Annotated in this window: 24 protein-coding genes and 1 tRNA gene; 10 read left to right on the forward strand and 15 right to left on the reverse strand. The window is 49.2% G+C overall.

What is annotated here, in order from left to right; genetic code table 11:
* The first annotated feature begins 36 nt into the window (after positions 1-36).
* The 3 genes from LIX00_RS25485 (at position 37) to LIX00_RS25495 (ending at position 2,340) form a co-directional block, all read left to right on the forward strand.
* Entirely contained in the window at positions 37-276 is a 240-nt protein-coding gene (locus LIX00_RS25485) for an amphi-Trp domain-containing protein (protein WP_227357482.1), read from the forward strand.
* Positions 277-330: 54 nt separating this feature from the next.
* Positions 331-1,377: a YihY/virulence factor BrkB family protein gene (locus tag LIX00_RS25490; protein WP_227357483.1), complete on the forward strand. Its 1,047-nt coding sequence runs from the start codon at positions 331-333 to the stop codon at positions 1,375-1,377.
* Between the two features lie 81 nt (positions 1,378-1,458).
* Complete coding sequence (locus tag LIX00_RS25495) at positions 1,459-2,340, forward strand: mechanosensitive ion channel family protein (protein ID WP_227357672.1); 882 nt, start codon at positions 1,459-1,461, stop codon at positions 2,338-2,340.
* Positions 2,341-2,410: 70 nt separating this feature from the next.
* Here LIX00_RS25495 and LIX00_RS26055 read toward each other — a convergent pair whose 3' ends face one another.
* A complete protein-coding gene (locus LIX00_RS26055) occupies positions 2,411-2,533 on the reverse strand; it encodes a hypothetical protein (RefSeq protein WP_255679378.1) in 123 nt (40 codons plus the stop codon).
* 146 nt (positions 2,534-2,679) lie between these two features.
* On the opposite strand from LIX00_RS26055, the gene LIX00_RS25500 reads away from it, so the two are divergent.
* Entirely contained in the window at positions 2,680-2,844 is a 165-nt protein-coding gene (locus tag LIX00_RS25500; RefSeq protein WP_227357484.1) for a glycine zipper domain-containing protein, read from the forward strand.
* A gap of 445 nt (positions 2,845-3,289) precedes the next feature.
* Here the strand turns inward: LIX00_RS25500 and LIX00_RS25505 are convergent, their stop codons facing one another.
* Together LIX00_RS25505 and LIX00_RS25510 are read right to left on the reverse strand one after the other, a co-directional pair.
* Positions 3,290-3,568 carry a helix-turn-helix transcriptional regulator gene (locus tag LIX00_RS25505; protein ID WP_227357485.1) on the reverse strand — a complete coding sequence of 93 codons (279 nt, stop codon included), beginning with the start codon at positions 3,566-3,568 and terminating at the stop codon, positions 3,290-3,292.
* Between the two features lie 109 nt (positions 3,569-3,677).
* A tRNA-Leu gene (locus LIX00_RS25510) sits at positions 3,678-3,762 on the reverse strand.
* Between the two features lie 565 nt (positions 3,763-4,327).
* On the opposite strand from LIX00_RS25510, the gene LIX00_RS25515 reads away from it, so the two are divergent.
* The 3 genes from LIX00_RS25515 (at position 4,328) to LIX00_RS25525 (ending at position 7,905) form a co-directional block, all read left to right on the forward strand.
* Positions 4,328-4,948: a thermonuclease family protein gene (locus LIX00_RS25515; protein WP_227357486.1), complete on the forward strand. Its 621-nt coding sequence runs from the start codon at positions 4,328-4,330 to the stop codon at positions 4,946-4,948.
* 1,719 nt (positions 4,949-6,667) lie between these two features.
* Complete coding sequence (locus LIX00_RS25520; protein ID WP_227357487.1) at positions 6,668-7,267, forward strand: DUF5789 family protein; 600 nt, start codon at positions 6,668-6,670, stop codon at positions 7,265-7,267.
* Positions 7,268-7,431: 164 nt separating this feature from the next.
* On the forward strand, positions 7,432-7,905 hold the full coding sequence (locus LIX00_RS25525; protein WP_227357488.1) for a DUF7992 family protein: 474 nt from the start codon (positions 7,432-7,434) through the stop codon (positions 7,903-7,905).
* A gap of 229 nt (positions 7,906-8,134) precedes the next feature.
* Here LIX00_RS25525 and LIX00_RS25530 read toward each other — a convergent pair whose 3' ends face one another.
* The 4 genes from LIX00_RS25530 to LIX00_RS25540 form a co-directional block, all read right to left on the reverse strand.
* A complete protein-coding gene (locus LIX00_RS25530; protein WP_227357489.1) occupies positions 8,135-8,566 on the reverse strand; it encodes a DNA polymerase domain-containing protein in 432 nt (143 codons plus the stop codon).
* A gap of 175 nt (positions 8,567-8,741) precedes the next feature.
* Positions 8,742-9,023, reverse strand: a complete 282-nt coding sequence (locus LIX00_RS26455; RefSeq protein ID WP_438267131.1) for a DUF7344 domain-containing protein — start codon at positions 9,021-9,023, stop codon at positions 8,742-8,744.
* Positions 9,024-9,130: 107 nt separating this feature from the next.
* Positions 9,131-9,661, reverse strand: coding sequence for a hypothetical protein (locus LIX00_RS25535; RefSeq protein WP_227357490.1), 531 nt, complete (start codon positions 9,659-9,661; stop codon positions 9,131-9,133).
* A gap of 4 nt (positions 9,662-9,665) precedes the next feature.
* Positions 9,666-9,914: a DUF8156 family protein gene (locus tag LIX00_RS25540; RefSeq protein ID WP_227357491.1), complete on the reverse strand. Its 249-nt coding sequence runs from the start codon at positions 9,912-9,914 to the stop codon at positions 9,666-9,668.
* An 808-nt stretch (positions 9,915-10,722) separates the two neighbouring features.
* On the opposite strand from LIX00_RS25540, the gene LIX00_RS25545 reads away from it, so the two are divergent.
* A complete protein-coding gene (locus LIX00_RS25545; RefSeq protein WP_227357492.1) occupies positions 10,723-11,118 on the forward strand; it encodes a HalOD1 output domain-containing protein in 396 nt (131 codons plus the stop codon).
* 528 nt (positions 11,119-11,646) lie between these two features.
* Here LIX00_RS25545 and LIX00_RS25550 read toward each other — a convergent pair.
* The 7 genes from LIX00_RS25550 to LIX00_RS25575 form a co-directional block, all read right to left on the reverse strand.
* The gene (locus tag LIX00_RS25550; RefSeq protein WP_227357493.1) at positions 11,647-11,943 is read right to left on the reverse strand and encodes a HalOD1 output domain-containing protein; all 297 of its coding nucleotides are present in this window, start codon (positions 11,941-11,943) and stop codon (positions 11,647-11,649) included.
* Between the two features lie 6 nt (positions 11,944-11,949).
* The gene (locus LIX00_RS25555; RefSeq protein WP_227357494.1) at positions 11,950-13,140 is read right to left on the reverse strand and encodes a DUF7344 domain-containing protein; all 1,191 of its coding nucleotides are present in this window, start codon (positions 13,138-13,140) and stop codon (positions 11,950-11,952) included.
* A 771-nt stretch (positions 13,141-13,911) separates the two neighbouring features.
* The gene (locus tag LIX00_RS25560) at positions 13,912-14,583 is read right to left on the reverse strand and encodes an ABC transporter ATP-binding protein (protein ID WP_227357495.1); all 672 of its coding nucleotides are present in this window, start codon (positions 14,581-14,583) and stop codon (positions 13,912-13,914) included.
* Positions 14,584-14,694: 111 nt separating this feature from the next.
* A complete protein-coding gene (locus LIX00_RS25565) occupies positions 14,695-17,841 on the reverse strand; it encodes an ABC transporter permease (RefSeq protein ID WP_227357496.1) in 3,147 nt (1,048 codons plus the stop codon).
* 228 nt (positions 17,842-18,069) lie between these two features.
* The gene (locus LIX00_RS25570) at positions 18,070-18,963 is read right to left on the reverse strand and encodes a DUF7982 domain-containing protein (protein ID WP_227357497.1); all 894 of its coding nucleotides are present in this window, start codon (positions 18,961-18,963) and stop codon (positions 18,070-18,072) included.
* Positions 18,956-19,417 carry a DUF8163 family membrane protein gene (locus LIX00_RS26610; RefSeq protein WP_497007361.1) on the reverse strand — a complete coding sequence of 154 codons (462 nt, stop codon included), beginning with the start codon at positions 19,415-19,417 and terminating at the stop codon, positions 18,956-18,958. Before LIX00_RS26610 ends, LIX00_RS25570 begins: the two co-directional genes overlap by 8 nt.
* A complete protein-coding gene (locus LIX00_RS25575; RefSeq protein ID WP_227357498.1) occupies positions 19,414-20,874 on the reverse strand; it encodes a DUF58 domain-containing protein in 1,461 nt (486 codons plus the stop codon). Before LIX00_RS25575 ends, LIX00_RS26610 begins: the two co-directional genes overlap by 4 nt.
* 217 nt (positions 20,875-21,091) lie before the next feature.
* Here LIX00_RS25575 and LIX00_RS25580 point away from each other — a divergent pair, with 217 nt between their 5' ends.
* Complete coding sequence (locus tag LIX00_RS25580; RefSeq protein ID WP_227357499.1) at positions 21,092-23,218, forward strand: MSCRAMM family protein; 2,127 nt, start codon at positions 21,092-21,094, stop codon at positions 23,216-23,218.
* A 247-nt stretch (positions 23,219-23,465) separates the two neighbouring features.
* Positions 23,466-24,206 carry a DUF7260 family protein gene (locus tag LIX00_RS25585; RefSeq protein WP_227357500.1) on the forward strand — a complete coding sequence of 247 codons (741 nt, stop codon included), beginning with the start codon at positions 23,466-23,468 and terminating at the stop codon, positions 24,204-24,206.
* A 656-nt stretch (positions 24,207-24,862) separates the two neighbouring features.
* Here the strand turns inward: LIX00_RS25585 and LIX00_RS26230 are convergent.
* Complete coding sequence (locus LIX00_RS26230) at positions 24,863-25,009, reverse strand: transposase (protein ID WP_227357501.1); 147 nt, start codon at positions 25,007-25,009, stop codon at positions 24,863-24,865.
* Positions 25,010-25,040 lie beyond the last annotated feature (31 nt).

Raw genomic sequence — 25,040 nt, forward strand, 5'->3', positions numbered from 1 at the left:
AACACCTATACAAACGGTTTGAGAAGAATACTCTCGATGGCTGAAAAAACACTCCACGAGGAGAAAATCTCGCGAGAAGAAGTCGCCGATCGATTGCAAGCAATTGCACACGAACTTCGGGAAGGTGGAGACGCCAATATCGATGTTGGTAACAAAACGGTGACCCTCTCACCATCGAGTTCTGTGGGCTATGAAATTGGTACTCGTGAATCGTCGTCTGTACTCCGTGGAAGTCGCGAATCAGTGACCATTAAACTGGATTGGAAACCCGAATAGAGAGCGATCATGTATTGTCGGTAGAACTTTGAGACCAAACCACCTTTATCGATTATGTCTCCATCAGTTCAAAATGGTATCACAGTAGTTCGATCGGTTCGAACCGAGATACAGCAAAAGCATGTCACCTTTCTCGCAGGGAGTATCGCATATCATGCCTTCATTTCTCTTTTGCCTCTTCTACTCCTTGCATTTCTAGTGTTTGCAGCGATTGGCAGCAACGATTTGCAAACCCAAGTAATTCGGTTTGCAGATTCGCTTTCTAAACCGATTGGTGACCTTGCCGAAACAACTCTTGAAAGTGAACAGGGACGAGCGAGCGCTTCCATCGTTGGGATACTAACGCTCACATGGGGGGCGTTGAAGCTATTCCGTGGACTGGACACTGCTTTCTCCGAGATCTATGCAGCCGAAATAGATGAGTCCATTCTCGATCAGGTACGTGATGGGCTTATCGTCTTATTCGCGATCGGATTTGCAGTGATCGCAACGATTGTTGCAGGCGCACTACTTGCTCTCTTTCCTGCAGTTCCGTTTATTGAATTGCTCAATCCGATCGTATTGATCGTGGCACTCGTCATTGCATTTTTCCCGATGTATTATCTCTTTCCTAGCGTCGAAACCACTCCCCGTGGTGTCCTTCCGGGGACAATATTTGCAGCAGTGGGATGGACGGCACTCCAGGGGCTGTTTCAGATCTATGTGCAGGTGGTTGGATCAAGTGCCTCAGATGTGCTTGGTGCAGTGCTTCTCTTAATCACGTGGCTCTATTTTAGCGGATTAGTATTGCTCATCGGGGCAGTGCTGAACGCCGTCCTTGCAAAACAAACAGAAACACCAGATGAACGGGAAAAACCTCAACAGCGATCACTTACCCGTGATGAGGCTGCTCGGTATTTTCGTCTCTTTCGCGAACGGGTGTTCGGGCGATATGAACGAATGCAAGCTGTAGAGATGCCAATCGAAGAGTCATTCTTGAAGTCGATTGCAGATCGACCCTCGACGATCGAGTTGATCGAGAAAACGACATCTACTGACGATGGCAAGCAGTACGAAATTCGAGTCCGGTGGCACGAGAGCAACGATGAACATGGAAAATAATATGGGCAAAACATTCATTAAATGGCTCTTCGATTTTCGATCCGAATTATGGTACTGAATTTTGTGCTGAATGGCAGTTCGATGATTCCTCTCCAAGCGAGTGACACACTAACGACCGCATCAATCATCAGTAATTATGTGGTTCCAGCGGTGCTGTTTCTCGTAACACTCGTGGTCGTGTATTTGCTCGGCCGCAGTGTCCTCATTCCTCTGATTGCCCGAGCGCTTAAGCAGCAAGGGCATGATCCAGCCGTGCAAAGTCTGGGCGAGAATGTTGCCGGCGTACTCGTGTGGGCACTTGCAATCGCGGCAGCGTTCACGGTCGCTGGATTTGGCAGTGTGATTGCCGCGTTCGGTGTCTTCGCTGGTGCCATTGTACTCGCCATCGGCTTTGCCGCACAGGAACTGCTTGCCAACTTCGTCGCAGGTATTTTCATCCTTAAAGACCGTCCGTTTACGGTGGGTGATTGGATCGAATGGAGCGACGGCGAGGGGCGGGTCGAAGATATCGATCTCCGTGTGACACGTGTTCGAACATTCGATAATGAACGCATTACAGTTCCGAATGGCGACTTGGCGAATAATGCAGTGAAGAATCCGGTTGCCTATGAGAAACTCCGACAGAAATTCGTCTTTGGCATTGGCTACGACGATGACATTGATCATGCGAAGGACGTGATTCTCGATGAGGCACGGCAACATGAGGAGATTCTTGCGGATCCTGCTCCAGATGTTCGGGTGACAGAGCTCGCGGACTCCTATGTTGGCCTCCAAACCCGGTTCTGGATTGGCGATCCTGCCCGATCGAACTTCACTCGAATTCGTTCTGAATTGGTACAAGCGGTGAAAGAACGGCTTGATGCTGAAGCTATCGATATGCCGTATCCATATCGAACGCTAGAGGGATCACTCAATATCACTAACACACAGATGACAACCGAAAAACCACTGTTTGATGAGTAAGATCGGAAGGTAACCTCAAACCCCATTTCGGCCATATCACGTGATATAGATACAGGCCATTAGCTCACCATCACGTCGGCCCCACGTCGTCCAGCGTGACGACGTAGTGGTGGTCAGCGGGGTTGTCGTGCCTCTCATTGGTCACGTCAACCTGTCTAGGGGCTTCGAGGCGGAAGCCGAACTGTTTCCCCATTGCGCGCGTTCCTGTCTCGTCTCGTCAGCGTCACGGGTTGCGGATGGGTTTGTACTTGTTATCGTTTCAGCTACGCATAGATTTGTGTGACTCTCTGGCCGATGGATACTGCCTGTTTATTAGGAAGCAAGACAAATTTGAACCCTATGTCTTCAGGTCAAAATGAAAATAGATCAGAGAAGAAGATGGGTACTGGAATTGCAGTTGGGATCGCGCTTGGAGCCGGTATTGGAGCTGCGATGGATAACGCAGCAATAGGAATCGGAATTGGGCTGACTCTGGGAATTGCAATGGGATTAGCATGGCGGTGAAGACGACAATGGAATGAATTCTACGTTAATGTAGTACGTGATATTTAAGGAATCGACGTACTACATAGTATGTGAATTGAAGACGGTAGATAGTGAACTGACGGCTACCATGACAGTCGAGAGAGAACGCGATTCATTTACAGAGGAAACGACTGACGACGATATTCTCACGGTGATACGCACGTCGGAGTTTCTGGCGGTGACCGCTCAGTGGGTGGCAGGTACAGTTGGGATAGATCGGCGGCCAGTGCATCAACGGCTTGAAAAACTGCAGGGTGAGTTGGAACATGGAAATTGAGTTCGCGAGTGGTTATCTGGTGGATTCCGGAGGAATAGGTACAATAGTCACCTTAGTTAGCAAGTGTCGGCTTTTCACGTCTCTGTTTTCAGCTTAGTTTAGAGTTGATTATGTAGAGTCGTCATTATTCACGTCTGTTGTACGTAATTAGTCGAAGGCAAGAGAATAGCATCGTTTTCGTGCATCGGCAAACGAGAAGCGTGAGTCAACGAGATCATGTTCTTCGAGTCGAGTCAATGCGTAGCGAACCGTGCGTGGCGGGAGCAAGGTTTCATCGGCAAGTTCAGCCTGCGTGAGCGCATCGTCGTTGTATTCGAGTACTTTCGCAACCAGTTTTGCACTTGGTGGGAGCTCGGAAAGCACGTCAATCGGCGGTTTTATTTGTGGATTGTCTGTGTCTTCTGGAGCTTGTACACGTTGTTGCATTAGACGACAAATGTGGCTAGTAACTCAAGACACCGTTGATCTGGCAGAGACGTCTGTCGGGTTGAAACTGTTCTCCTCCGGCTATGGTTTTGGTTGAGTGTGATCCGAGTGCGAGGGATGGGATTCGAACCCATGGACGCCTACGCGAGCGGGTCTTAAGCCCACCGCCGTTGGCCTGGCTTGGCGACCCTCGCTCATCAGCCGATTACTTCGTTCGGAATAAGTGGTTTACTAATTATGGGAGGACGCTAAGAGATGGCTTCGTGTTGAGAGGAGTAGAGCACCAGTCTAGAAAACATAGTTTTATCTATTTCAACAGCATTTATAAACAACGTGATCTATCCGAAGATACCACTTGCGGTTGCACTTGCTCTAATGCTCGTCGTAGCAGGATGTAGTACTACTAGCGAAACTACAACAACATCGACAACGCCCGTAACCGACACTACGCAGTCATCAGCGGTAACGCAAACATCTACAACGAAAACTCCTACCCGAACACAGACCACGACAACGTTAATAGCAACATCGTCAACAGCGACACAAACTAGTACATCCACAATTCAAACCACGACAGCGCAACCAACAACAATCACAACATCGGCGCCAACATCAACTCCAACACAAACCACAGCGTCGAATCAGACACCAACGCAGACAACTACACCAGAACCAACACCGACAACACAAGCAGCTCGAGGGCCAGAGAGCGGGACTGAATGGACAGTCACTGTCACCCGAGTCATTGATGGGGACACGATGGAAGTCGAGTTTCCGAACGGCGAAACCGACACTCTCCGCCTTTTGGGAGTTGACACACCGGAAACAACATTGAGCCGGACGAATCCTAGTGAGTTCGAGGGAATCCCAGATTCGACGGCTGGACGCGACCATCTCTACGAATGGGGCGAGCGGGCAAGCCAGTTTGCGACTGACAAATTGGATGGGAAGACAGTCCGGATAGAGACCGATCCGGAAGCCGACCGCCGAGGGAGTTTTGGGCGGCTCTTGGTCTATATCTACGTCGATGGTGAGAACTTCAACCGGCAGCTATTGACGGATGGCTATGCTCGGTTGTACGAGAGTTCGTTCTCGAAACGGAGCGACTTCGAGACTGCCGAAGCGAACGCCCAGCAGAACGAGGTTGGATTGTGGGACTTCGACGAGCCAACCTCGACGCCCGAACCAACTCCGACGGCCACTGAAACGACCGAGGCGCCGTCTGATGGAGTGGATATCCCACCACTGCCGTCGGATGGCGACTACGACTGTAGTCACTTCGATACACAGGAACAGGCCCAAGCCGTGCTTGAGCAGGATCCGAGTGACCCTCATCGGCTTGACGGCGACGATGACGGCGTTGCCTGTGAATCACTCTAAACGATTTCGACGTTATTTGTACAGCTTCGTTGATTCCTCAGAAGTAGAGTCGAGATAATATCGCTATTTTTGAGAACAGATCATCAAATGACCAACCCACTCTATTTTTCGCTACTGTAACAGTATTCTCAATCTCGGTCAGGGCGCTAGAATTCACAGGAATGACCTAGTGATAGTACCGAGACTGGAGGTTAGTTGTCGGTGGGTCTGGAGCCCTGTCTGGAAGCGCTGAATAATCTTTGACTGGTGTTCTGGACATGCAATGGGTACGATTGCCCCGTCTTGGACTGGGACTATGGATTGGGCTGCAGAGTATGACGCGAACCGACAGCCAGGACATGAGATACCACCAGCAGGGTGGTGATGGAGAAGCGTTGCTGTGTCACCAGAGGTGAGCCCACAAATCGAACTGAACTGCTCAAGATGGTCATCACAACTGAGCACAGGAATTCGAAGCTGATCCAGGAGGAGAAATGACACTGCTTGCTGGCTAGCAGGGTCGAGAGCAGACTGACACGCATCACAATCAATCGCCGGGAGATCGTCGGTGATTTCCGACTGTGATTGCTGAATATCTGCGGGTTGCATTATGTAGTATAGTAGGCTCCAATACGGATAAGTAATTGGGACGTTTGCCAGGGAAATACGTGAGGGCTGATACGGGATAAAGTTATGGGATTTGAGAGGTGTTCGAGCTAGTATAATATACTAACCTCATTATCAACGCTAAATCAATTAGGGTGAACAGATGGCCCGAAAGCAGCGCCATGGGCTAGACTGCAAACGAGAGTGAGCGCGACGAGCAGGGACGGTTTGCGGAGGAAACGAGTGATGAGGATGTTCTTCGGGTGGTTCGTGAGTTCGAGTTTCCGGCAGTGACCGCTCGGTGGGTCGCAGATACGGTTGCAATGAACCGGCGGCTAGTGCATCAGCGACTCGAGGAGCTTCACGAGCGAGGTAAGTTGGAACATGGGAAATTGAGTCCACGGGTTGTGATCTGGTGGATTCCAGAGAGCAAAGAGAGAGTTAGAAAGCAGTAGGTTACCAACTAAGCTGGTCTTCCGTAGAAGATGACTGTCAGAACATCACATCAATTTAGACGCTAAACCAGAGACCTAAAAGGAGAAATACGACGGTAAATGCGCCAGCAAATAGAACGACGCTACTCCAGTTGATTGACCCCGTACTGATATACGAGACAGCAGCGAGCACGAACCCACCAGCAACTTGGACAGTTCCGATACCTCCCACTCCGGTGGTGGACAATTGTAAGTATGAAGCCCTAGCTCTGGGTACTTTTGATCGGTGCACCATCCAGGCTCGCTCTCGCAGCATATCCGCTCGTTGGCAAACCGGCACTGTTCGCCTTCTTATTTCTTGCATTCATCTACTTTCTCATGGTCTGGTTTCAAGCAGGTGGGGAGAGCGCGACGCACTATTTACTCAACCACGACCAAGAACGCATTGCAATCGCTCTTTTATCGATTGCTGTCAGGAACGACGTGCTAAATAGAGAGGATATACTCAGCAGAGTGTGGGAAAAATAGTTCACCTGAAATTCCGGCTCTCGATCAACATTTTAGAAAGATATAGAAGTCAGACTGTCTCACTGGATAGCTTCCTAACGAGCAAAAACTCGATTTTAATGGCTGGCGTAAATGTTTTGGGAGTACCTATTATTGACCACAGAGTTATCCGGCTGAAGAGCTAAATTATAATATGGCAGATAATAAGCGCGGCCGAGACAAGCAAGCACACGACGTTGAAAGACGCCAGCAAGAGCGTGAGATCGCCACAGAACTAGAGCGCGCGGACGAACTAGAGCCACCGGTGGAAGCGGAGGAACTCGCCGATTTTGAGGCGGAACTCGAAGAGCTAACATTCCCGGCGACGGGGATTGAGGTCGTCGCGGCGATCGGCGACCGTGAGATCGAATCGGACGAGGGGAGCTACAGTATCGAGGACCTAGTACCAGAGACAGACAAAGAGACGTTCGACTCTCCAGCTGCCGTCCGGGTACAGGTACAGCGGCCGACAGTTGCCGCGGCCATGAAACGAGTCGTGGAAGCCAGCAAGACGCTTCCGAATACGGATTTCAGTTGGACACAGCGCAAGGCTTACGAGAAGACCTTCCAGGAACTCAAAACGATCGACGCCGATGACGACGATGAAGGGATCCAAGTCATCAGTGACTGGATCGTCGAGCGAATCCGCGACAAAGATACGCTCCCGACGTCCCGGGCGGTACGCCGAGAAGCGGCGAAGTTTTGTCGGGCGAACGGATATCAGGTCCGAAACGACGAGTGGCTCGGGATATAGACCGACGATCAAGGGCGATTGTTGCCATGACTGCTATCAAGCTCCAAGCGTGACCGATACGCGCCCTTTATCCAGTAATGGGATGTTCTCTTGCGAGAGGCGTCTCATTCCGTCTCATTTGGAACTTCTATGGGCTTTATTGTGTTACCAGTGAAACCACTGGTATGGCGCTCGATATAGAGGTCCCGGAACCACCAGACCTCTCGAACCGAGGAATGCCGCGCGAGTTCGAGTGGCAAGAAGAGACGCTCGGGTCAGAGGACTTCTACCGCGAGGACATTGAAGACCTGCTCCAGGAGGGTGCGTGGAAGGAGGGATTCAACGAGTGGACCGAGTACACAAATCTCGATGAAGAGCACGTTCGAATTGTCAGCGACCTCGGCCTGTTCCAAGCGTTCGACTTCTACTGGGACCCAACCGAAGACCGCCTTCGCTTCGACGCCCCAATGATTTCGGACGACTGGCGGGAGCGAGACGCGACTGAGGCGCTCGATTCGAGCACGGTTTCAATGATTGACGGTGAGTTAGAGGATCTCGGCCGAGCGGTACAGGAGGTACTGGAGGACTACCTCGAACGGAACGACGAAGCGTCCGACTATGGTTGGGGTGAGGAAACGTACGGCAAACGCGAGGAGTAATTCCAGTCACTTCAGCCTGCTCGACGGCGTCCAAGATACAGATTTTCTCAGTAGTAAGCAATCGGCCCTGCTCCTCGATTGCGGTCGGAACGTGCTGATTATGCGCTTTGTATCTTAGACGGTCGCTCCTGACCTACTCGGCTCTTTCACTATAGTGTGACTGGTGAAAATCCGCAGCAGTACCTGAATGTTATTTGAATGACGTCAAACTGGACTCGGTATACCGCCCTCACTCCTGTGCGATATCCGATTCACGCCATCCAAGCGGCGATACCACATTTGCTGCCGCACGAATCAACAACTTCCGGTAAAACCCAACATCGTACTCACTCGCCAATAGCACCCAATCCCTCGACTGCTTTGCATCGTCGACCACCACATACGACACGCTCTGACCAGGCGCACGCGCCAACCCTAAATTAGCTGCTCGTTCGAGTGCCGCCACACTCCGCGTCGATTGCGTGTAATCCTCCCGCTTTTTCGAGACACGATTCGTGATCACCAACTCATCCGGATCGACCGCACCCCGCTCAAGTCGATCAACCCACGTTCGCAATTCCTCACACACCACCTCTGTATCATGGCGCTCATCCACCACTCGAATCAACGCTTTCTGCGCATCATCGATATACGACGGTCTACTCCGTTGGCGATACTCCATACCCCAATACTTGTACGACACTCCACTTCTACTTCTTGTTCACGTAACGTGGATAATCGATCCGGGTGGAGTCGTCCATACATAACAAAATAATGCCAACACCACTGCTTGGTACCGTTGTGTATAAACGGTCCGTTTCTACGGTGCAAACAGTATAGTGTTTCCAATATTGAATTTACTTAGATTTTACAATAGCTACAACTCGTTCGATTTCTCTTTCATCCCGGTAGTGAACAGTCTCGCTACGTTCGTCGTATTCAAGAATGCCATGCTTCTCCAGTCTGGGAAGATGAGTGTGGAGGAGTTGTATTCTGAGTCGGTCGGTATCCCCAGCTACATGTGTATCGCACTGCGTGCGAAGATGCGTGACGAGTTCGTCAACGGTAGCAACCGCTTGTGGCTGCCCGTGGTTACGAACACAACAACGGACGACCTGCTTATTTCTTGATGACTGAATGGCTAGTGAGGTTTTCGACGAGGTCCGTCGCTGGCAATATCACATAAAAAAGGTTGCGCCGGTGGACTAACGCCGAATTATCGAGGGATAAGGCGATCGTTCTCGATTTAGTTCTCCTGTTCGACGTCCTCGGCGGAGTTCGAGGCGACCGCGACGCCGGTCTGCGAGTTACTGTTGGACTGGCTACTTGCCTGCACCGCCGTCGCGTCGCTCCACTTGCCGATCGAGACGGCAATCTGCATCTGCGAGAGTTCGCGTTTTGGAAGCGGGTCAATCCCCTTTTCAAGACAGTAGCGAAACTCCCGCGAAAAATCGACGTTGTAACACCGATACTTATCGGGCGAGCCCCACTTGCTCACCATTCGCACCACCGAGTTCACTGCCTTGAGGTCAACCACATCCACTCGAAGTACTTGTTCGGGGTCGTGCCGGAAGCTCACGCGTTCATCAACCACAGCGACCTTCACAACAGCGGGATGATCTCGGAGTGCAGTACGTGCCGTCGAAAAATCGCCGTCACCATGCACCGACACGTAAATTGTCGGCGTGTACGATTCATCAACTTCACACTCCACCCCCGTCTCGGTCACCGACCAGGTGAGCACGTCGCCGTCGGCGTAGTCGATTTTGTACACCATCGCCTCATCCCAGATCGTTCAAATCATCCTCGATGTGATCAAGCCGATCTTCCAAGTCGTCCAGTTGCTTTTGCTGTTCGAGCAGAATCGAGATCAATATCGGCGTCTCAATGGCCAGTGACTGGTGAACGGTGCTGGGGTCGGTATGCAACTGCGCATACTCAAGGAGCCGGTCAAACACTGCTTGATCAGTCGGTCGAAGCGCCCGACGATACTCGTCCCATTCTGCCTCAATGTGGCTGTCGTGGATCATTGCAGGTAGATACGACCACTGAGATACCCTTAGGCAAGCCAGGGTCGTTTCCAAAGATTCCAATACAGGAAATGTCGATGGAAATCAGTGTGGATGTCGGCCGCGCTGGTCGCCACATTGGAGAACGAATGTGAACTGCTCACTCGCTGATTTCGATCGGTTCACTGCATCGGTAGAAGCCCACTGAAAACTCGAAAAATCTCTGCCGATTTGGCCGGGATAAATCCCATATTCCGCTCGCCAAATCTCGACAAGGGCGAGATGATGTCGAACGAATTGGTCGAAGAATCTGTGGTGGAGTTTACACTGCTTCTAGGGGCAATTCGAAAGTGGTTGTAGAGGGTTCGATTCCGCCTCAACTGACGCAGTTGGACACGAATCTACCGCAGTCAATCACGATCAGAAAGCCCGACACTGATGGTGGAATCCAACACCCCTCATCCGTTTCCGATTTGGCTTTCCGAAAGTCCTGGTCTAGACAGACAGGGCACTGAATAAGAAAATTTACTCAATCCATCGCGAAGGAGGCTACGGAGGGAAAGTCAGCTCTCACGACCAGCCACGGCGACACGGTCGGGTGATGACGCCAGACTGTGACGTCGCGCTGGTCTCTGGTGAGAGCGTATCTTCATTAACGACATCGGGGATAATATAAGTTCGTCAGACATCTGTTGATTTTATTATACTATCTCATCAAATAACCCCATGCAACATTTATTGGTCTCGATTTTAGCGTTGTTTTCTTTTGATTGAGTAAATCCCGCAGTAAGTGGTCATTACTCAATTATTTGGAGAACGAATGGAAAGTATGAACAGCGACACAATGAAAACGAAAACAACCAGCTGGTTCGGTTCCACCACGGAGCACTCGAGACCGAGTCCACCATCCCAATACGCATTGGTCGCCTCGAAGACGATTGACCTCGAAGCATCGAATATGGAGCTTGTTACTGAAGTCGCTGATGCACTCATGAACGTGATTGAGCCGGCAGGTGGCCAAATCATACTCTCACTGTACGAATACGTGAACCCAGATGCACTCGAAGACATCATCACAGCAAGCACGGAGAAAAAGAGTGACATCGAAGTCCGATTCATGGTTGAGGACTATCTCATCACCGTCCGGAGCGACCATACCGTTCTTATCTACGAACCAATCAGAGTACAACGCGAAACTAGTGGAAATCGATGTCCGGCTAGTTGACCAAGAATAGCGATTCAATCTACTATTTACTACCTACGTTGAACCTCACAAACAAGATGGCCCTTGCTACTCAGATCCGTAATCAGTGAGTCGGAGTTTCCCCTCGACTTCGTACACATGGCCCTTATTGTACAAACGTTCGATGATATCTTTGGCAGTAGGCCGTTCGAGATCTTCTTTCTCAGCTAGAACGGTATAGGCTTGCTCGTAAGTAAGTAGAGATAAGCAGGCTAGAGCCTAGTGGACTGTCCTCTGAGTACTAGCAGGAGTAAGTCATATCTAGCGACGGTGGGACTGTCAAGCGAGCGCTGTTACAACGGAACTCTGGTGTGTCACCAGCAGGACTGGCAGGAGCTGAGGCTGACTGTCTGTCCGGTGGAAAAGCAGCTGAAACCTGGTGTGTTTCAGCTGGGTGGGCACCCCCTCAGGTTTCATTCTATCGAGATAGAGTGAGCCTAGGTGGACACCGAGTAATCTTAGAGACCTACCGATTGGGGAGTAGCGTGACTGTATTGGCGTACCGATACGTCATTCATGGTCATCGCCGGTCAGTGGCTCGATCTGTAGACTATCTGGGGACACCGTCACCCGACAGCCAATGTATTCGAAGGTAACGGTCGGGCCAGCGATGGCTTCGGGGGTGTTTTCAAAGAGTGAATCCAACGCAACTGGATCAGTCCAGTTAGAGAGTGATTCTATCTTTGTGGCAGGCTGATGCAGTGCGTCGGCCATCGCCGACACCACGGCCATACTTGGCGGCTGACTGTAGTGTTGTTTGAAGACCGGTTCTATGTTGACGTCGGGTGGATATGAGTGATCTTTCATTGATGATTAAAACAGCGATTGCGATTCAGAATCGTGATCTTCAGTCTGATCATCAAGTTTAGCGAATTGGGAGCGTATCATTTGCTGCAGCAAGACAACGAGTGTGTTATCAGCCCCTTCAGCGAAGATCGCTTGTTCTTTGTGGACGCCTGCATCGGACTTCTCCCCAAGTGTTCCGATCATAACGGCTTCACGGTCAGCGAATACGAGACGGCCAACATTCTCCCCATCGACCGGAAGGTTAAGCCAGTTCGTCTGTGGTTCCCACAAGGTAACCTCTGGAGCATGTTCCCGAACGAATCCTTGGACAGTCGGATCAGCAGTCCCAAGGTAGACGTCTACACCGCGGTCAGCAGCTTGCTTGATACGGGAAAAACACCCGGCTTCAAGGAGACCAGTCGCCGTGAACATCAGAAAGAGTTCTTCGTCGGCCTCCTCACAGAGTGATTGACCACACGAGACCGTCTTCTCTCGACCATCGATTGTCCAGATGTCTGCATCCTTTGGCGTGTCCGTCAGGGTCACTCTGAAATTTGAACCCAGCTCGGAGTGCATCCATGGAACACGAAGGAGTGGGTGACCCTCATAGACGACCGTTTCTTCGTCCGTATTATACTCAATGAGCCCTGCCTCCTGCAGATGTGGGAGATGAACGTGCTGGAGGGACTGGAGAACCTGCTCGACGTCCTCTGGTGGCCCGCCTCGTTGAGGTGAAGCGATGTCATGTGCCAGCGTCTGGAGTTTGATCGGATGATATTGATGGCTGAGTACGTCGAGAATGGTTCGACGACGGGCATCTGCGAGCGCCCGAAAGAGTGCATCGAGAGATGCGCTCTCCGCAGATACGTTATCCGTGATGGCTGCGAGGATACCGACATCCTGATAGGCTGGATGGTTGGTGAGTTCGACAGTGGTAGCAGTGGTATTTTGCCGAATCAATCCCGCGGTGTCCAACTTCGGCAAATGGACGTGATGGATGGCGGTCAGTGTCTGCTGGCGTTCTTCGTTGGTCACTTGCTCCAGTGAGTGGTTTTTGTTGGCTGCCAGGCTGGTAGCGAGTTCATCTCGCGTTATAGACGCAGGAGCGTGGTCGTGAATGTATCCTAGAAGGTGGCGTCGCTCGCTACTTGCTAAGCATGAAAAGAGGGCGTTCAGGGAGCCGCCTCCCTTTTCAAGTCTGCCGTTCTTCTGACTCATTCTTAAGTAGGTTGCGAAGAGTATGAATAAACGTTCGGGCTGAATAATCAGCTTGTATTTCGATACTGTACAAATTCGTCGGGAGTGGCGACGCGGAGCGGCCCGCTGTAGTCACTACAACTGTAGTTCTTAATTAGGGAGTCTGGAATTACGACCAAATCAACGGAGGAAGTGCGAGTTACGATCAGTCCATTCGACACTATTGGTGAGACGATTCGCGACACGGCTACTGCGGAGGCGAAACAACTCGCAGAGTTTCTTGAGAGGGTCGCTTGTACTCGGCTGGCAATCTTCTTAAACTGGTACGATTCCCTCCAGTGTTACTGTATCACGATTTTAATTGGCAATGGCGAGTGACATCCTCCCGCGCCTCAAGACGCGGGCCTCCCACACGCCGGTCGTGCTGAGTAGGGACGGTTACGGTTCGCACCCCGATGAGGTGCTGGCTATGCCACGCCACCGGTACTCCTATCGTGTCCGGGAAATGGACGGGACTTGGAGGTACCTGACTGTTTTGTGTCGGTTGGGTGTCCGAGGGCTTACTTGTTTGATTTCGGCGTTCGCTGTGGCAAACACCCAGTCAACTGCCAGGTTGCGGACTGGCAGAACCCGATGGGGGTACCATCGAATCGACACCGAGAGAACCCACGAAGAGCGCCGAAGACTGTACCGTACAGTGAAGTAACCAAAGACGGCGAGTCATCCACACCCTCAAGGGTGTGGTCTTCTCGCCTACAATCCTATAATCCAAGGTCAACTCGACTACTACAATTACGGCTCGACTTTTCGCTCAACGATGTCACCGTCTGCTAAGAACATAGTATCCTGATAGAGCGGGCTCAATTGCACGTCATGGCTAATTGTGACAAGTGCCGTGTCAGTACTCTCTTGGACATCAAACAGTAGTTCAAGCACTTTATCGGTCGTATCTGGATCGAGTTGCCCTGTCGGCTCGTCGGCAAGAATAATTGCCGGCCGGTTTGCAAGAGCACGAGCGATTGCAACTCGCTGTTTTTCACCACCACTTAACGTTGCAGGATATTGGTCAGTCAAATCCATAATGTCAAGTTGTGTGAAGAGGTTCTTAAGCCAAGATTCATCACGTTCTCCAGTATGATCCTGCGGTACTGCTGCGTTCTCCCACGCAGTGAGATCAGAGATCAACTGAAAATCTTGGAAAATAAACCCGATTGTATCTCGACGCAAGCGCGCTCGTTCTCGTTCCGGCAGCGTACTTGCATCAGAACCCATGACCTCCAGTGTGCCACTAGAAGGTGTGTCTAATAACCCAAGAATATTGAAGAGAGTCGTTTTCCCTGCCCCACTTGGTCCCTGAATAAGCAACCGTGCGTCAGCAGGAACTCTTAAAGAAACATTTGACAAGATTTCAGAAGAACCACGAGTAACGCTAATATCGGTCGCTTTGAGGACGGTCTCTTCCATTTAACAAGTCGTATGACTGCACCAAACAAAAAGTATGGTGCTGAATCTATGTCGAATTCGATCTCAATTGTCCTTTGTCACGTCATTAAAAATCAATTAGACGAAGAATCTTCAATCAGAAGTGGAGGGCTTATTCTGCTGTAAGTCTGTACTTTCTTCGGCTTTCTCGTCATTGTCTCGTTCTACCTTTGGATACTGCCCCTCACTGTCATCTACTGAAGTGTTGTGAATCGGCGCTTTCACATCGCTTTCTGATTGTAACTTGGTGGGCTCTGTCGTGAGGAACGGGAGGGCAGCTAGCATTGCACTGATGCAAGAAAGGAAGAGTGCACCAATTCCAGTGCTTGCAATAACGAACAACGACGTGGTGACTGATAGTTGGATTCCAAAGATTGTGAGCATACCTGTTATCGCCATACCAGACACAATGGCAAATGCACAGAGCAAGGCAGCGATCGTCGCAGGAATTGATAGTCGACACACATCGCTAAGGAGTAATCGAAGGACCTGCCAACGAGAAGCGCCTGTGGCACGATGGATGCCAACCGCTCGTCGACGGGCATGCACCACTTGTGCAAACGTTGCAGTCGTACTTCCGATGGTTGTGACACCAGCAAGGATAATCATGCCTGCTAAGAGCAATTTGAAGTTCCCAAATATCCGCATAACAGCTTGGCCAATCCCACTACCAGCAGAATACTGCGTATCTTGGGCGAGTGTTGAGCCAATCCGGTCGTCACCCAAGATAACATAAGAATCTGTGGCCAGCGTTTGACCCTCGGATACAACCCGAACAGAGTAGTCCCCTGGAGCAAGACGATCCGTTGAATCCGTCTTTCCTAATGTGACGGGCATTGTACTCATATTATATGGTTGGAGAGTCACCGTTCGAGTCGTCGTTTGAGCAGGTGTTACGAGTGATAAATTCCGTGTAAGCTTCGTCCCCCATGGGTTGATAACGGTGACCTTCGCTTCAGGTTGTGTGTAGACACTCGCCTTCTGTGGTATCACCTTCACATCAGCAAACAGTTGTCGTGAAGCATTCGGGGTGATCAGAATCTGTGTTGTATTACTTCGGCTACCTTTACGCGCTGTCAGATTATAGGTACCTGGTGTCTCTGGAAGCGTCACAAGTGCAATCCCCCGATCGTTTGTCTGGGTCGCTGTGTCCCCTATTTGGAGTGTTGCACCAGACACATTTGTGCCAGTCACCGTTTGTACGGGAATGGCAACGGTGGACCCTGGTGGTGCTTGCTGTGGTACAAGCGGAAGCACAAGCGGTGATTGTTGATACACTTGGATTGGCTGCGAGTATGACCCAGCATGCAACGTGTACTTGCCAGCAGTGTTGACACTGAGATTCATCCGAATTGTAGTTTCCTCGCCTGGTTGGAGTGTCACAGAGCGCTGCTGAGTTGCACTGCCAAGCGTGGCCGTCACTTGGCGAGTCTGCGTTTGAAAGCCGATATTCTGCAGCGTGATTGAGATCGGTGTCGGTTCGCCAACGATTGTTTCGTTTGGGGCAGAGACACCACTTGTAATCACTTGTTGCGTCCCTGCTCCGGTTGCCTGTCCCTTTTGAAGATCAGGGTTTCCACCCGACGTACGAATGAAATGGACAACGCCAGGCTTTGTCGAGAGATCATGAGCAGTTGCAAGGGGGAAAATCAGCTGATCATCTAAAACCCCCGGAGCACGATAGATACCCACAATTGTAACTCGGGTAACTGCGGGTGAGGTACTTCCCCCAAGGGTGATTGACTCGCCAACCTCAATACCGAGTGTTTGAGCGAGATCGTGCCCAATAACTGCCTCAGCCTTTGAACGCGGTGGATGTCCCTTGATCAAGGTTGCATCTGAAACGGCAGCAAATGCCGTATAATTCGCCCCACGAGCGAGGTATGGTTTTCCATTAGCGACCTGCGCAACGATAACCTCTGGGCTCGCATTGAGTCCTTGGTCTCGAAGTTCCGTTGCATATTGGCTTTCAATTCGACTCGCCATTGGATATGGTGCTCCAGGTTCCGTCACTGTCCCTGAGGAAGCTGTTGTGAGTGGAGCAAGCACACCGAGAAGTGATCCAGAGAGAAGCACAATCACTGCAAAGACAGTCAACGTAGTTGTAGCAGGGATTATGGCTCGCCAGTCGAGTAACTGCGGCCGAAGTCGAGATTCAAGAGATCCTAACCATGAATCGCGTATTTGTTTTGTTCCCGATGACTGTGCTATTTGAGACGGTGGAGTCGTTATCGTCGGCCACGCTGCTAAAATCCCTGCAAGAACACCAACAGCGACTAAACTGAGCAGCATTGGCACCAATATCCGTGCAACTGACGGTGTAACCGCTGGCTCCAGTGAAATCGATAGGCCGAGGAAAATCGCGATATTCACTGTTGCTCGTGTGACGATCACACCAAGTGCGTACCCAAGCAGCGAACCGACAAGGGCTAAGGTACCAGCTCGAATAGCAAAAATGCCAATAATTCGTCGTGAAGTGCCCCCAGTTGATCGGATCACTTCAATTGTCTTGAGGCGACTTCGGACACTCATCTTTGTCACGTTATACAATACGACGAGAATGAGCACAGCAGCACCAGCAGTTGCTGCAAAAAGGACGCGCAGGACTTCTTGCATCCCTCCGAGAAAGTAGGCGAAAAGCGAAGGACTCACTGTTCCTTGTTGCGGGAGGAGCTTCCATCCGCTGCTGTTTGACACATTTGTCCGAATTATCAACGCATCTGTGTCACCAAGCGATTGGACCGTAGAAGGATTAGCAACGTACCATGAATGGGGAAAGATTGAATCCGTCGAGGTGTAGGGTACGACTGGTACCGAGAGCGTTCGACCGTCATTCGTTTGGAGTTGTTGCTGCGTCGGTGTAGAAACGGTTCCCCGTAATCCATTCGCTGGCGGTCGGGGAATCGATGCTTTTCGCCATGAAACAGAGAGCTGTGTGAGTTCGGTCGGGGCGTTAGCTGGTACACCGACGATATATTGTTTTTCACCATTTCGTATTACCGTCGTAGTTGGGAATACAAGATCACTATTGGCCGCAGTCTGCTGGGCTTTGGTATATGAATCAGAGTGTTCAACAACCATTGAGTTGTCATAATTCCCTGCCAGTGCTGCTGATTGTGCACCCGCAGCGGACAGCAACAATGTTGTACCGACGAGAAACGCTGCTGTGACGGCAATAATAAGTACTGTTAACCAATCGCGGCGTGTCCACTGTGTCAAGAGTACCTTTTTGTATCCCATCTCTTTTTCCTTCTTCTAACATCATGAGTACAACCGGGAAAGTTACCAACTGCCTGAAGGCTAGAAATCACAACCTGACAATGGCAAATTTCAAGGTTTCCCTCTGGTCCGTTTCTCTAGATGACAAAGATCTCCAGAGGAGCCATTTTTGTTATTGAATGAACTATCAATCCAATTGCCACTTTCTATCTTACAGAAAAGAAGGAGAGAAATTAGCCGGAGAGTTGGCTAGGCGTTTGACCACGTACATGTGATCAGGTAGTCGAATCGATCATCTTCTACTTCGACTGTTTCGACGCTAATTGGCGTTTGCATGCTAACTGCAAAACCAGTCGCCAGAAAGGAAGGGATAGGATGATCAAACCGAGTCACTGATCCATAGGAACTCTCTGCAATACTAATTGTAACATGATCCTCTCCTTCCACGTAATCTGCGTTTGCTGCACCAACTAGCTCAAATCCTTGGGTGAGCGACTCTGTAAGCTGATCTGCAAGATTACCTGGCTCTGATGGCATTTCATCAGTCATGTGGTGGAACTCTTGCAGTAGCGCCGCTCCAGTTGGGTAGAGTAAAAGACCATGCTTCAATTCGTTCTCTGTCACCACAAGAGTAGAGGTAAGCTCGTCATCCGCTGGAAGTTGGTACTCCGTATGCTGCGGTCGGAACAAACGCACGTCGGCGAATGATGTCACTGACGATGTCGAAGATGGAATATAGATGGCTTCATCTTGGAGTCCTAATTCGGTACTCAGTGAAGAATTGCTCAGTGCAAAGGCCGAGTAAATTCGCTCACTAACAGACGCTGGGATCACACGTTCAGGCGTCAAAAAATAGGTGAGGACTGCACCAAAGAGACCACACCCTGCTAGTGCAAAAAGTACTTGCTGAGAGTCTGGAAAGATGATTGCTCCCACGGTACAAAGGAGACCAATCCCTACAAGGCCGATAGCGGTATATCGATATTCCTTTTGTTTTGAGTGATGATATGCATTGCGGAGCCGATCATTTTCTTCAGAAAGAATGTCTATTTGTGCGCGAAGCTCTTCACGATTTAAATCAGCAGAATTCGTATCAGGATGATCTTCCTGAGTATCGTCTGCAGTAAATTGTTGTTTACTCATGAGACTCCCCAACTACTCCCATAGCGACCCGTTCGTACCGATGCATTCCGTATGTTACTATTCCAAGAACGCAGATTAAAATAATACCGATTTGACTATGATTGACATCCAAAGATAAGCCAGCGAGTATACCACTAACGAGTATAATAACGCTGCCTAATATCGTGAGCGTTCGTGCAAGTGGTTGATCTAGACGAAGACCTGGCGCTATAAGTACTAATAGTAACCCTATTTCGGCAATCACAAGTTGGATTATTGTTCCAGAGGGGAAAAGTAGAGCGCCAAGTGCGATTTGCCCGTAGCCAACTGTATACAGGGATGGACAGGTATACCAGAAGAGAAGAAGCAATCCACCGGCAACAATGCCAGGAAACCCTTGCGCGATGGCTAGGATAAGTACTGTAACAACTACTCCACCTGCTTCTATCCACGCTGAAGTTCGGTTTAAATTCATTGTTCTGGGGGAGTAGGTGATCGCTGTCCGTGAGACGTCGCCGACGTAGTACGGAGGTGGTTTGCGGTATCTGTTGATCCAACTTCGAATGCAATTACCCCATCTAATTGAGTGAGTGATTGCCGGAACTGGTCAAAGTCGATATATCGTTGGTATGCGTCCTCGGCTTCTACAATACCCTTCTCCTCGAATAAAATATTCGGAATCAGAAAAACCGAAACAGAATCACTAAGCTGCCGTGCTAGTTTAACCGCCTCGTAAACTTCAACCCGGTCGACATCATCTGTGATCAGTACCGTCCTCGTAATGCCGTAGGTGGCTTTTAATTGAGAGCGAACGGTTCGATAGAGTGGGTCATCAGTTACATGACGGATACGCGCGCCCTGAGTGGTTAGTAAAGGAAATAATTTTTGTGCGAATTGCGACGACTCTGACTGAAGGCGAGTCGCTTTTTGATCCGAGGTTGTAAATTGCTTTACGGGCTGTTCGAACACTTTAGAATAACGAGTTGCACTTTCAGGCTGTGTACGGTCGTAGAGGTGCGTTCGTAGTCGAGAATAGTGTTCTTGGGTTGCACCTGGGGAAAAATTGGTTATTTGCTCTTCCTTTATTAGACTGAGGCCAAGCGGCTCTCCCCTTGAGTGGGCATCTGCAAGATATGCTAAGACAATTTGTCGCGCGTAATCGAATTTCGTAGCAGTCGCTGATCCAGTAAACATGGATTTACGCTGGTCTAAGAAAATGTATGATTGTAAATCGGTTTCTGCTTCGAACTCGCGAACATGAGGTTCTTGGAGACGTGCTGTTACTTTCCAGTCGATTTTTTGAATCGTATCCCCTGGAATATATTGTCGAACTTCCGCTGGGTCGAGCCCTGTTCCATGTTCTCCCTGTTGGTATTCACCCAGACTAGTTATCTGATTCTTCTCACCAGCATCGACATATATATCACCGAGTGGATCAGGTGTGACGGTGATAGTCGCTGTTTCTCCGTGTGTGAACGAAGAACGGAAAAACCCAGCGCGATCCGTAAAAGTCACTGTCGGTGGACGAAACAGGAGACGCTCAGCAATTGGGCAATGGGCAGTAACAGTCGTTTTTGCTTCCCGTTCGCCGTTTAGAATGTCAATTGTCTCATCTTCTGCAATTCCAGTAGCTGTCCGTGGTGGTTGCACAGCAATTTGAATATCCACAGGTGTCGGTGCTGAAAGAGTTCCCTGTATCGTGAGTTGGACATTTGAATTTACAGCTACTTGGGCCTGAGTCGGTGTTTGAGAAATATCCAAATCATCGGTTATTCTGACAACCGTCCAAAGGAAAAGCAATTGAGACGAAATGAGTGCGCTCCCGACTCCGGCAGCACCAATAAGAAGCAAACTATTGTTGAGTATCCATGCGCCTCCAGCGAGTAAACAAACTAGTCCGCATCCACCCCAATAGCGGCGCGTCACATCCATATTTGAATCAAATGGTGTGAGTACCTATAACGTTAATCCGTTGTCTCCAGTAATTAACATTCCATACTTTGGTGCATTCAATATCACGGATTTGGTAAAGTAATAATAAAAGAGAATATAAAGGTCAGTAGAGAGTTTTAATGTAAATGGTGGAAATTGAATATTATGGGGTAGAGGAGAGAAAGATTTTTTCGTAGGACAGACATAGTTTGGAAGTATGGTTCAAATTTCCTCGAATTCAAGAGTAGCCCTCCTGGTTCTTTTCCTGACTGTAGGTGGATTTTCAGCGCCTGTTATCGCTACTGCATCTTCAACGGATGGTCATTCAAACCATGGCCTTCTCACTCTTGGGGTTGAGGGAAATCCCCAGGAAAAGACCCCATCCAACAATTCAACTCAGGTTCGTCATAAGGACCCATCAAAAGTGCAGTCACAGGAAGAACTAGGAAATCTTGAACAGTGGTTGGCTGGTCAACTCGGATCGCGCTTAAAAAGTAGCACGGTGAAATTAAGCCAAGGGGAATACCAAGCCGCCGATTCAGTAGTGGGAGATCGATACAATAAGTTGCTGGGGAAGTACGTCGATGTGGCCGGTCGTACCAAGGGAACAAAAGATGACCAACGCATTAAAAAATTCAAGTCAGCCAAAAAGAATCAAGCAAAATATTCTTCGAAAGTAGCTAAATATCGTCGAACCTACAAGAAATATCAACGAGCAAAGAAAAACGGGAATGATCAAAAAGCTCGTAGTTTGGCTCGAAGGCTCAATAATCTCTCAACATCGATAAATCGCACCAGCGGAAATCTAACAAACAATTATCAAGACATCTCCAATTCGACGGACGCGGATCTCACGCAACAACGAGAAACAGTACAAAAGATAACGTCTAATGTTACTCACCAAACGGCAGAGGTCCGTTCCGCTGAATTCGTACAAACGGAGATTTCAGCCGAAATCGAATCGAGTGAGGTTTCATTTCGAGAACCAATTACGATAACTGGAGAACTTGTCGATGAAAACGGGACTGAACTCTCAAATGAAACGATTCGATTACAACTTGGTGGGAATCGAACTAACGTAACGACAACGGACGAAGATGGTGATTTCACGATTACTGGCCGACCAGCAGTACTCCCACTTGGTGAACAATCAGTAACGCTCGATCATGTACCAAATGCATCGTCAATATATCTCGGCTCAAATACAACAGTCGAGGCAGATATCCAACAGACTCAACCGACGATCACGCTTTCACAGAGTCCTAAACACGGTCGGTATAATAAAACAATCACCGTCTCTGGGCGAGTTCATGTCGATGATGTTGGTGACAAAGGAATCCCAGTTATCGTAAAGAGTGGGAAGACTGTAATTGGAAATACAACAACACAAGAAGATGGCAGCTTCACCCTTTCCGAAAATCTCTCTTCGGCAGTTCCGGCTGGGAACCGTCAACTCCAGGTCAGTGTTCCCCTACAGAATCGAGCACTGGCGTTCACCAGTACGAGGGCCCCGATTACAATTCATCCCACAAACACTTCACTAAACATTACGAGTCGAACCCTCAATCAAGGCAACCTCTCGGTCAGTGGGAATTTGACTACCGCCAATGGAGTGCCACTTTCAAATCAGACAGTGATACTCCGTGCGAATGGATCGCAAGTCGGTACTGTAACTACTGATAGTAACGGTACTTATACTTCACAAGTCCAACTTCCCCCTTCACTTGCAGCAACAAACAAGACACATGTCCGTCTGTCTGCGGTGTATTCAGGGAAGGGGACAAATCTCGATGCCACCCAAGCAAGTTCACTCGTTCGCCTGCAACCAGCTACCTCTAGCAATTCATTCCTATTGTGGGCTGGAGTTGCTGGTGTCGGTGTATTACTCACAATAGGCGGCTTTGCGATCCAGCGTTCTGGTTGGTTTTCCGATTCGGAAGAGTCGGCAGAGCCAAAAATAGAAGAAAATCAATTAGCCCCAGACACCGACATAGAAGAGGCAGAAGAGACGAAAGCAGTAACGATTCGGGAATGGGCTGACCAAGCAGCAACTGCATTAGCAGAAAATGAACTGCAGACTGCTGTCGAAACAGCCTATGCCACTGGTCGTCAGTACTATTTAGCTACCGATGAAACGATTTCGGAGACTGGCCGTACTCACTGGGAGTTTTATCAATTTTGCCAAGACCAAGACTTCACTGACCAAGAGATCGAACGGCTCAGGCAGCTTACAATGCTTTACGAGCAAGCGACATTCACGACTACCTCAATAACACAGGAAAATGCAGAACAAGCCGTTGAGCTTGCAAATCAGTATGCAGATAAAATGGAAGAAGCTCATTAGGATGTACTGGTGACTGTACCCTTGATTTTTAGTTGATGAGTTGACGGCGCTTTTTAATATTGCTTCTAAATAGCGAATTATGGTATGGTGATTTCTCGGCTTTGTCGAGTCATATGAGAATTTTTATACACGAAAGAGTGGCGTTTCTAGCTTATAGTACTGTATAGTAATCTTAAATTAGGCAGCAAGGTATTTGTATCAGAGATACATTGGTGGATATAATAGAAATAGGAGCCTATCGCATATAATGACTGAAAATCTAGATACCCTTTCTTCAGCTCGTACTGCCCTCGCTAAGGAACAGCAGCGCCTCCGTGACGAAATTGCCGCCTTTGAATCCTTTGTCAAGCGAATTGATGACCTACAACCAGAGTCAGAACACTCAGAACACCCTAATTTGACACCTGCTATGAATATAACCACTACCAGCAATAGTACCATACCGCTTGAAAAAATTAAAGGAATATATCACGATGAGATTTTCTCGGTTGAGCATTGGAAACAGAGTTATGAAGACACTGAAATACTCGAAAGTATGACGGAGGAATTCGGAAGAGACATAGTATCAGCACTTACTACACAAGGAATTAGCTGGACGCTCTTCGTTCAGGGACAACTGAGGAATGCTGGGCGTAAGTCAGCTGAAACTCGGCGAAATACACTAAGTCTACTTTCCGAGGAAGCATCACAGTTGCAATCTCTCTACAAGAATCTGGCAAAGATCACGGAGGAATTTGCCCAGATTGAGAAGCCTGAAAACACCTTTGATGACCGAACGACTCAATTGGAGCAACTTACATCGCGTCTGGATACTCTTGCATATGAGTATCAGCTATATCTCCAACAGCGTAGTAAGTCAAACAGTATATATCTTAAGCGACTTATTTATTCTGAACTCTCGACTACGTATCCAGGTCTAACTACGCTTGGGGTTGTACGATCACACCTCGATACCCTACAGGAAAAGCATTGGAAAGGTGAGTTATGACTACTAGTCAATATCTTTAACCTTCTCAATAATTCCCTAAATACTCGGATTTCTACATTCTGTCGTGAAAATGCTCAATAGAGCACCCGAACGGATGTCAAAAATCTCCCCCGATACGGTGGAATCCCAAGGATTGTATACTATTATTCGAAGATGAATTTTATCATTCTTATCAAGAATTGCGTTTATGGGTAATCATTGTCGAACTTCGACGGTTGTATCTGCCATCAACCACTGGTGGTCACTATCATCCGGATTCCGTATCTCAACCCATCCTGTACGACTAACTATCATCTCGAATGTTTCGTCATCAACCATCAGGTACCGCCTCCAAAGAGAGTCGTAATGAATGGCGAGTCAGTGCCGCAAAACGGGCAGTGATTTTTGTGCTGATCATCAGGATTCCTTGGGAGTGATTTTCGGTTGAATCTCTCTTTGTTATGGTCTTACTACCGACCGGCTCTACAGAAATCAAGGCAGAATGCCTCTGAGACCCAATCTTGGGTCCTTGCCGACAATGAATAAACGTGTTCTGTTCGGTCGGTGTACTGTCTGATAGTCGTTGCGCTCACTGTACCGGCAGTGCTCACGTAGTAAGATCGTTCCCAACACTCACCGCCTCAATACAGTTTCCTCATCAGTAGGCCGTAGTTGTTCTACAGCCGCTGGGCGCTGAGGCCCTTGATTTGACGCACTACGTCGCACGGCACTTCGGTCGGCGACACTAACACGAGTAAGTAAACGTGATCTGGTTCGATCTGCAACGATTGGACTTCGATTTCAGTAACTCGAATACTGGCCATATCCCACTTCAACCGCCTGCTCGACCAAATC

It is taken from the genome of Haladaptatus salinisoli, assembly GCF_020614375.1.
Lineage (GTDB): Archaea > Halobacteriota > Halobacteria > Halobacteriales > Haladaptataceae > Haladaptatus > Haladaptatus salinisoli.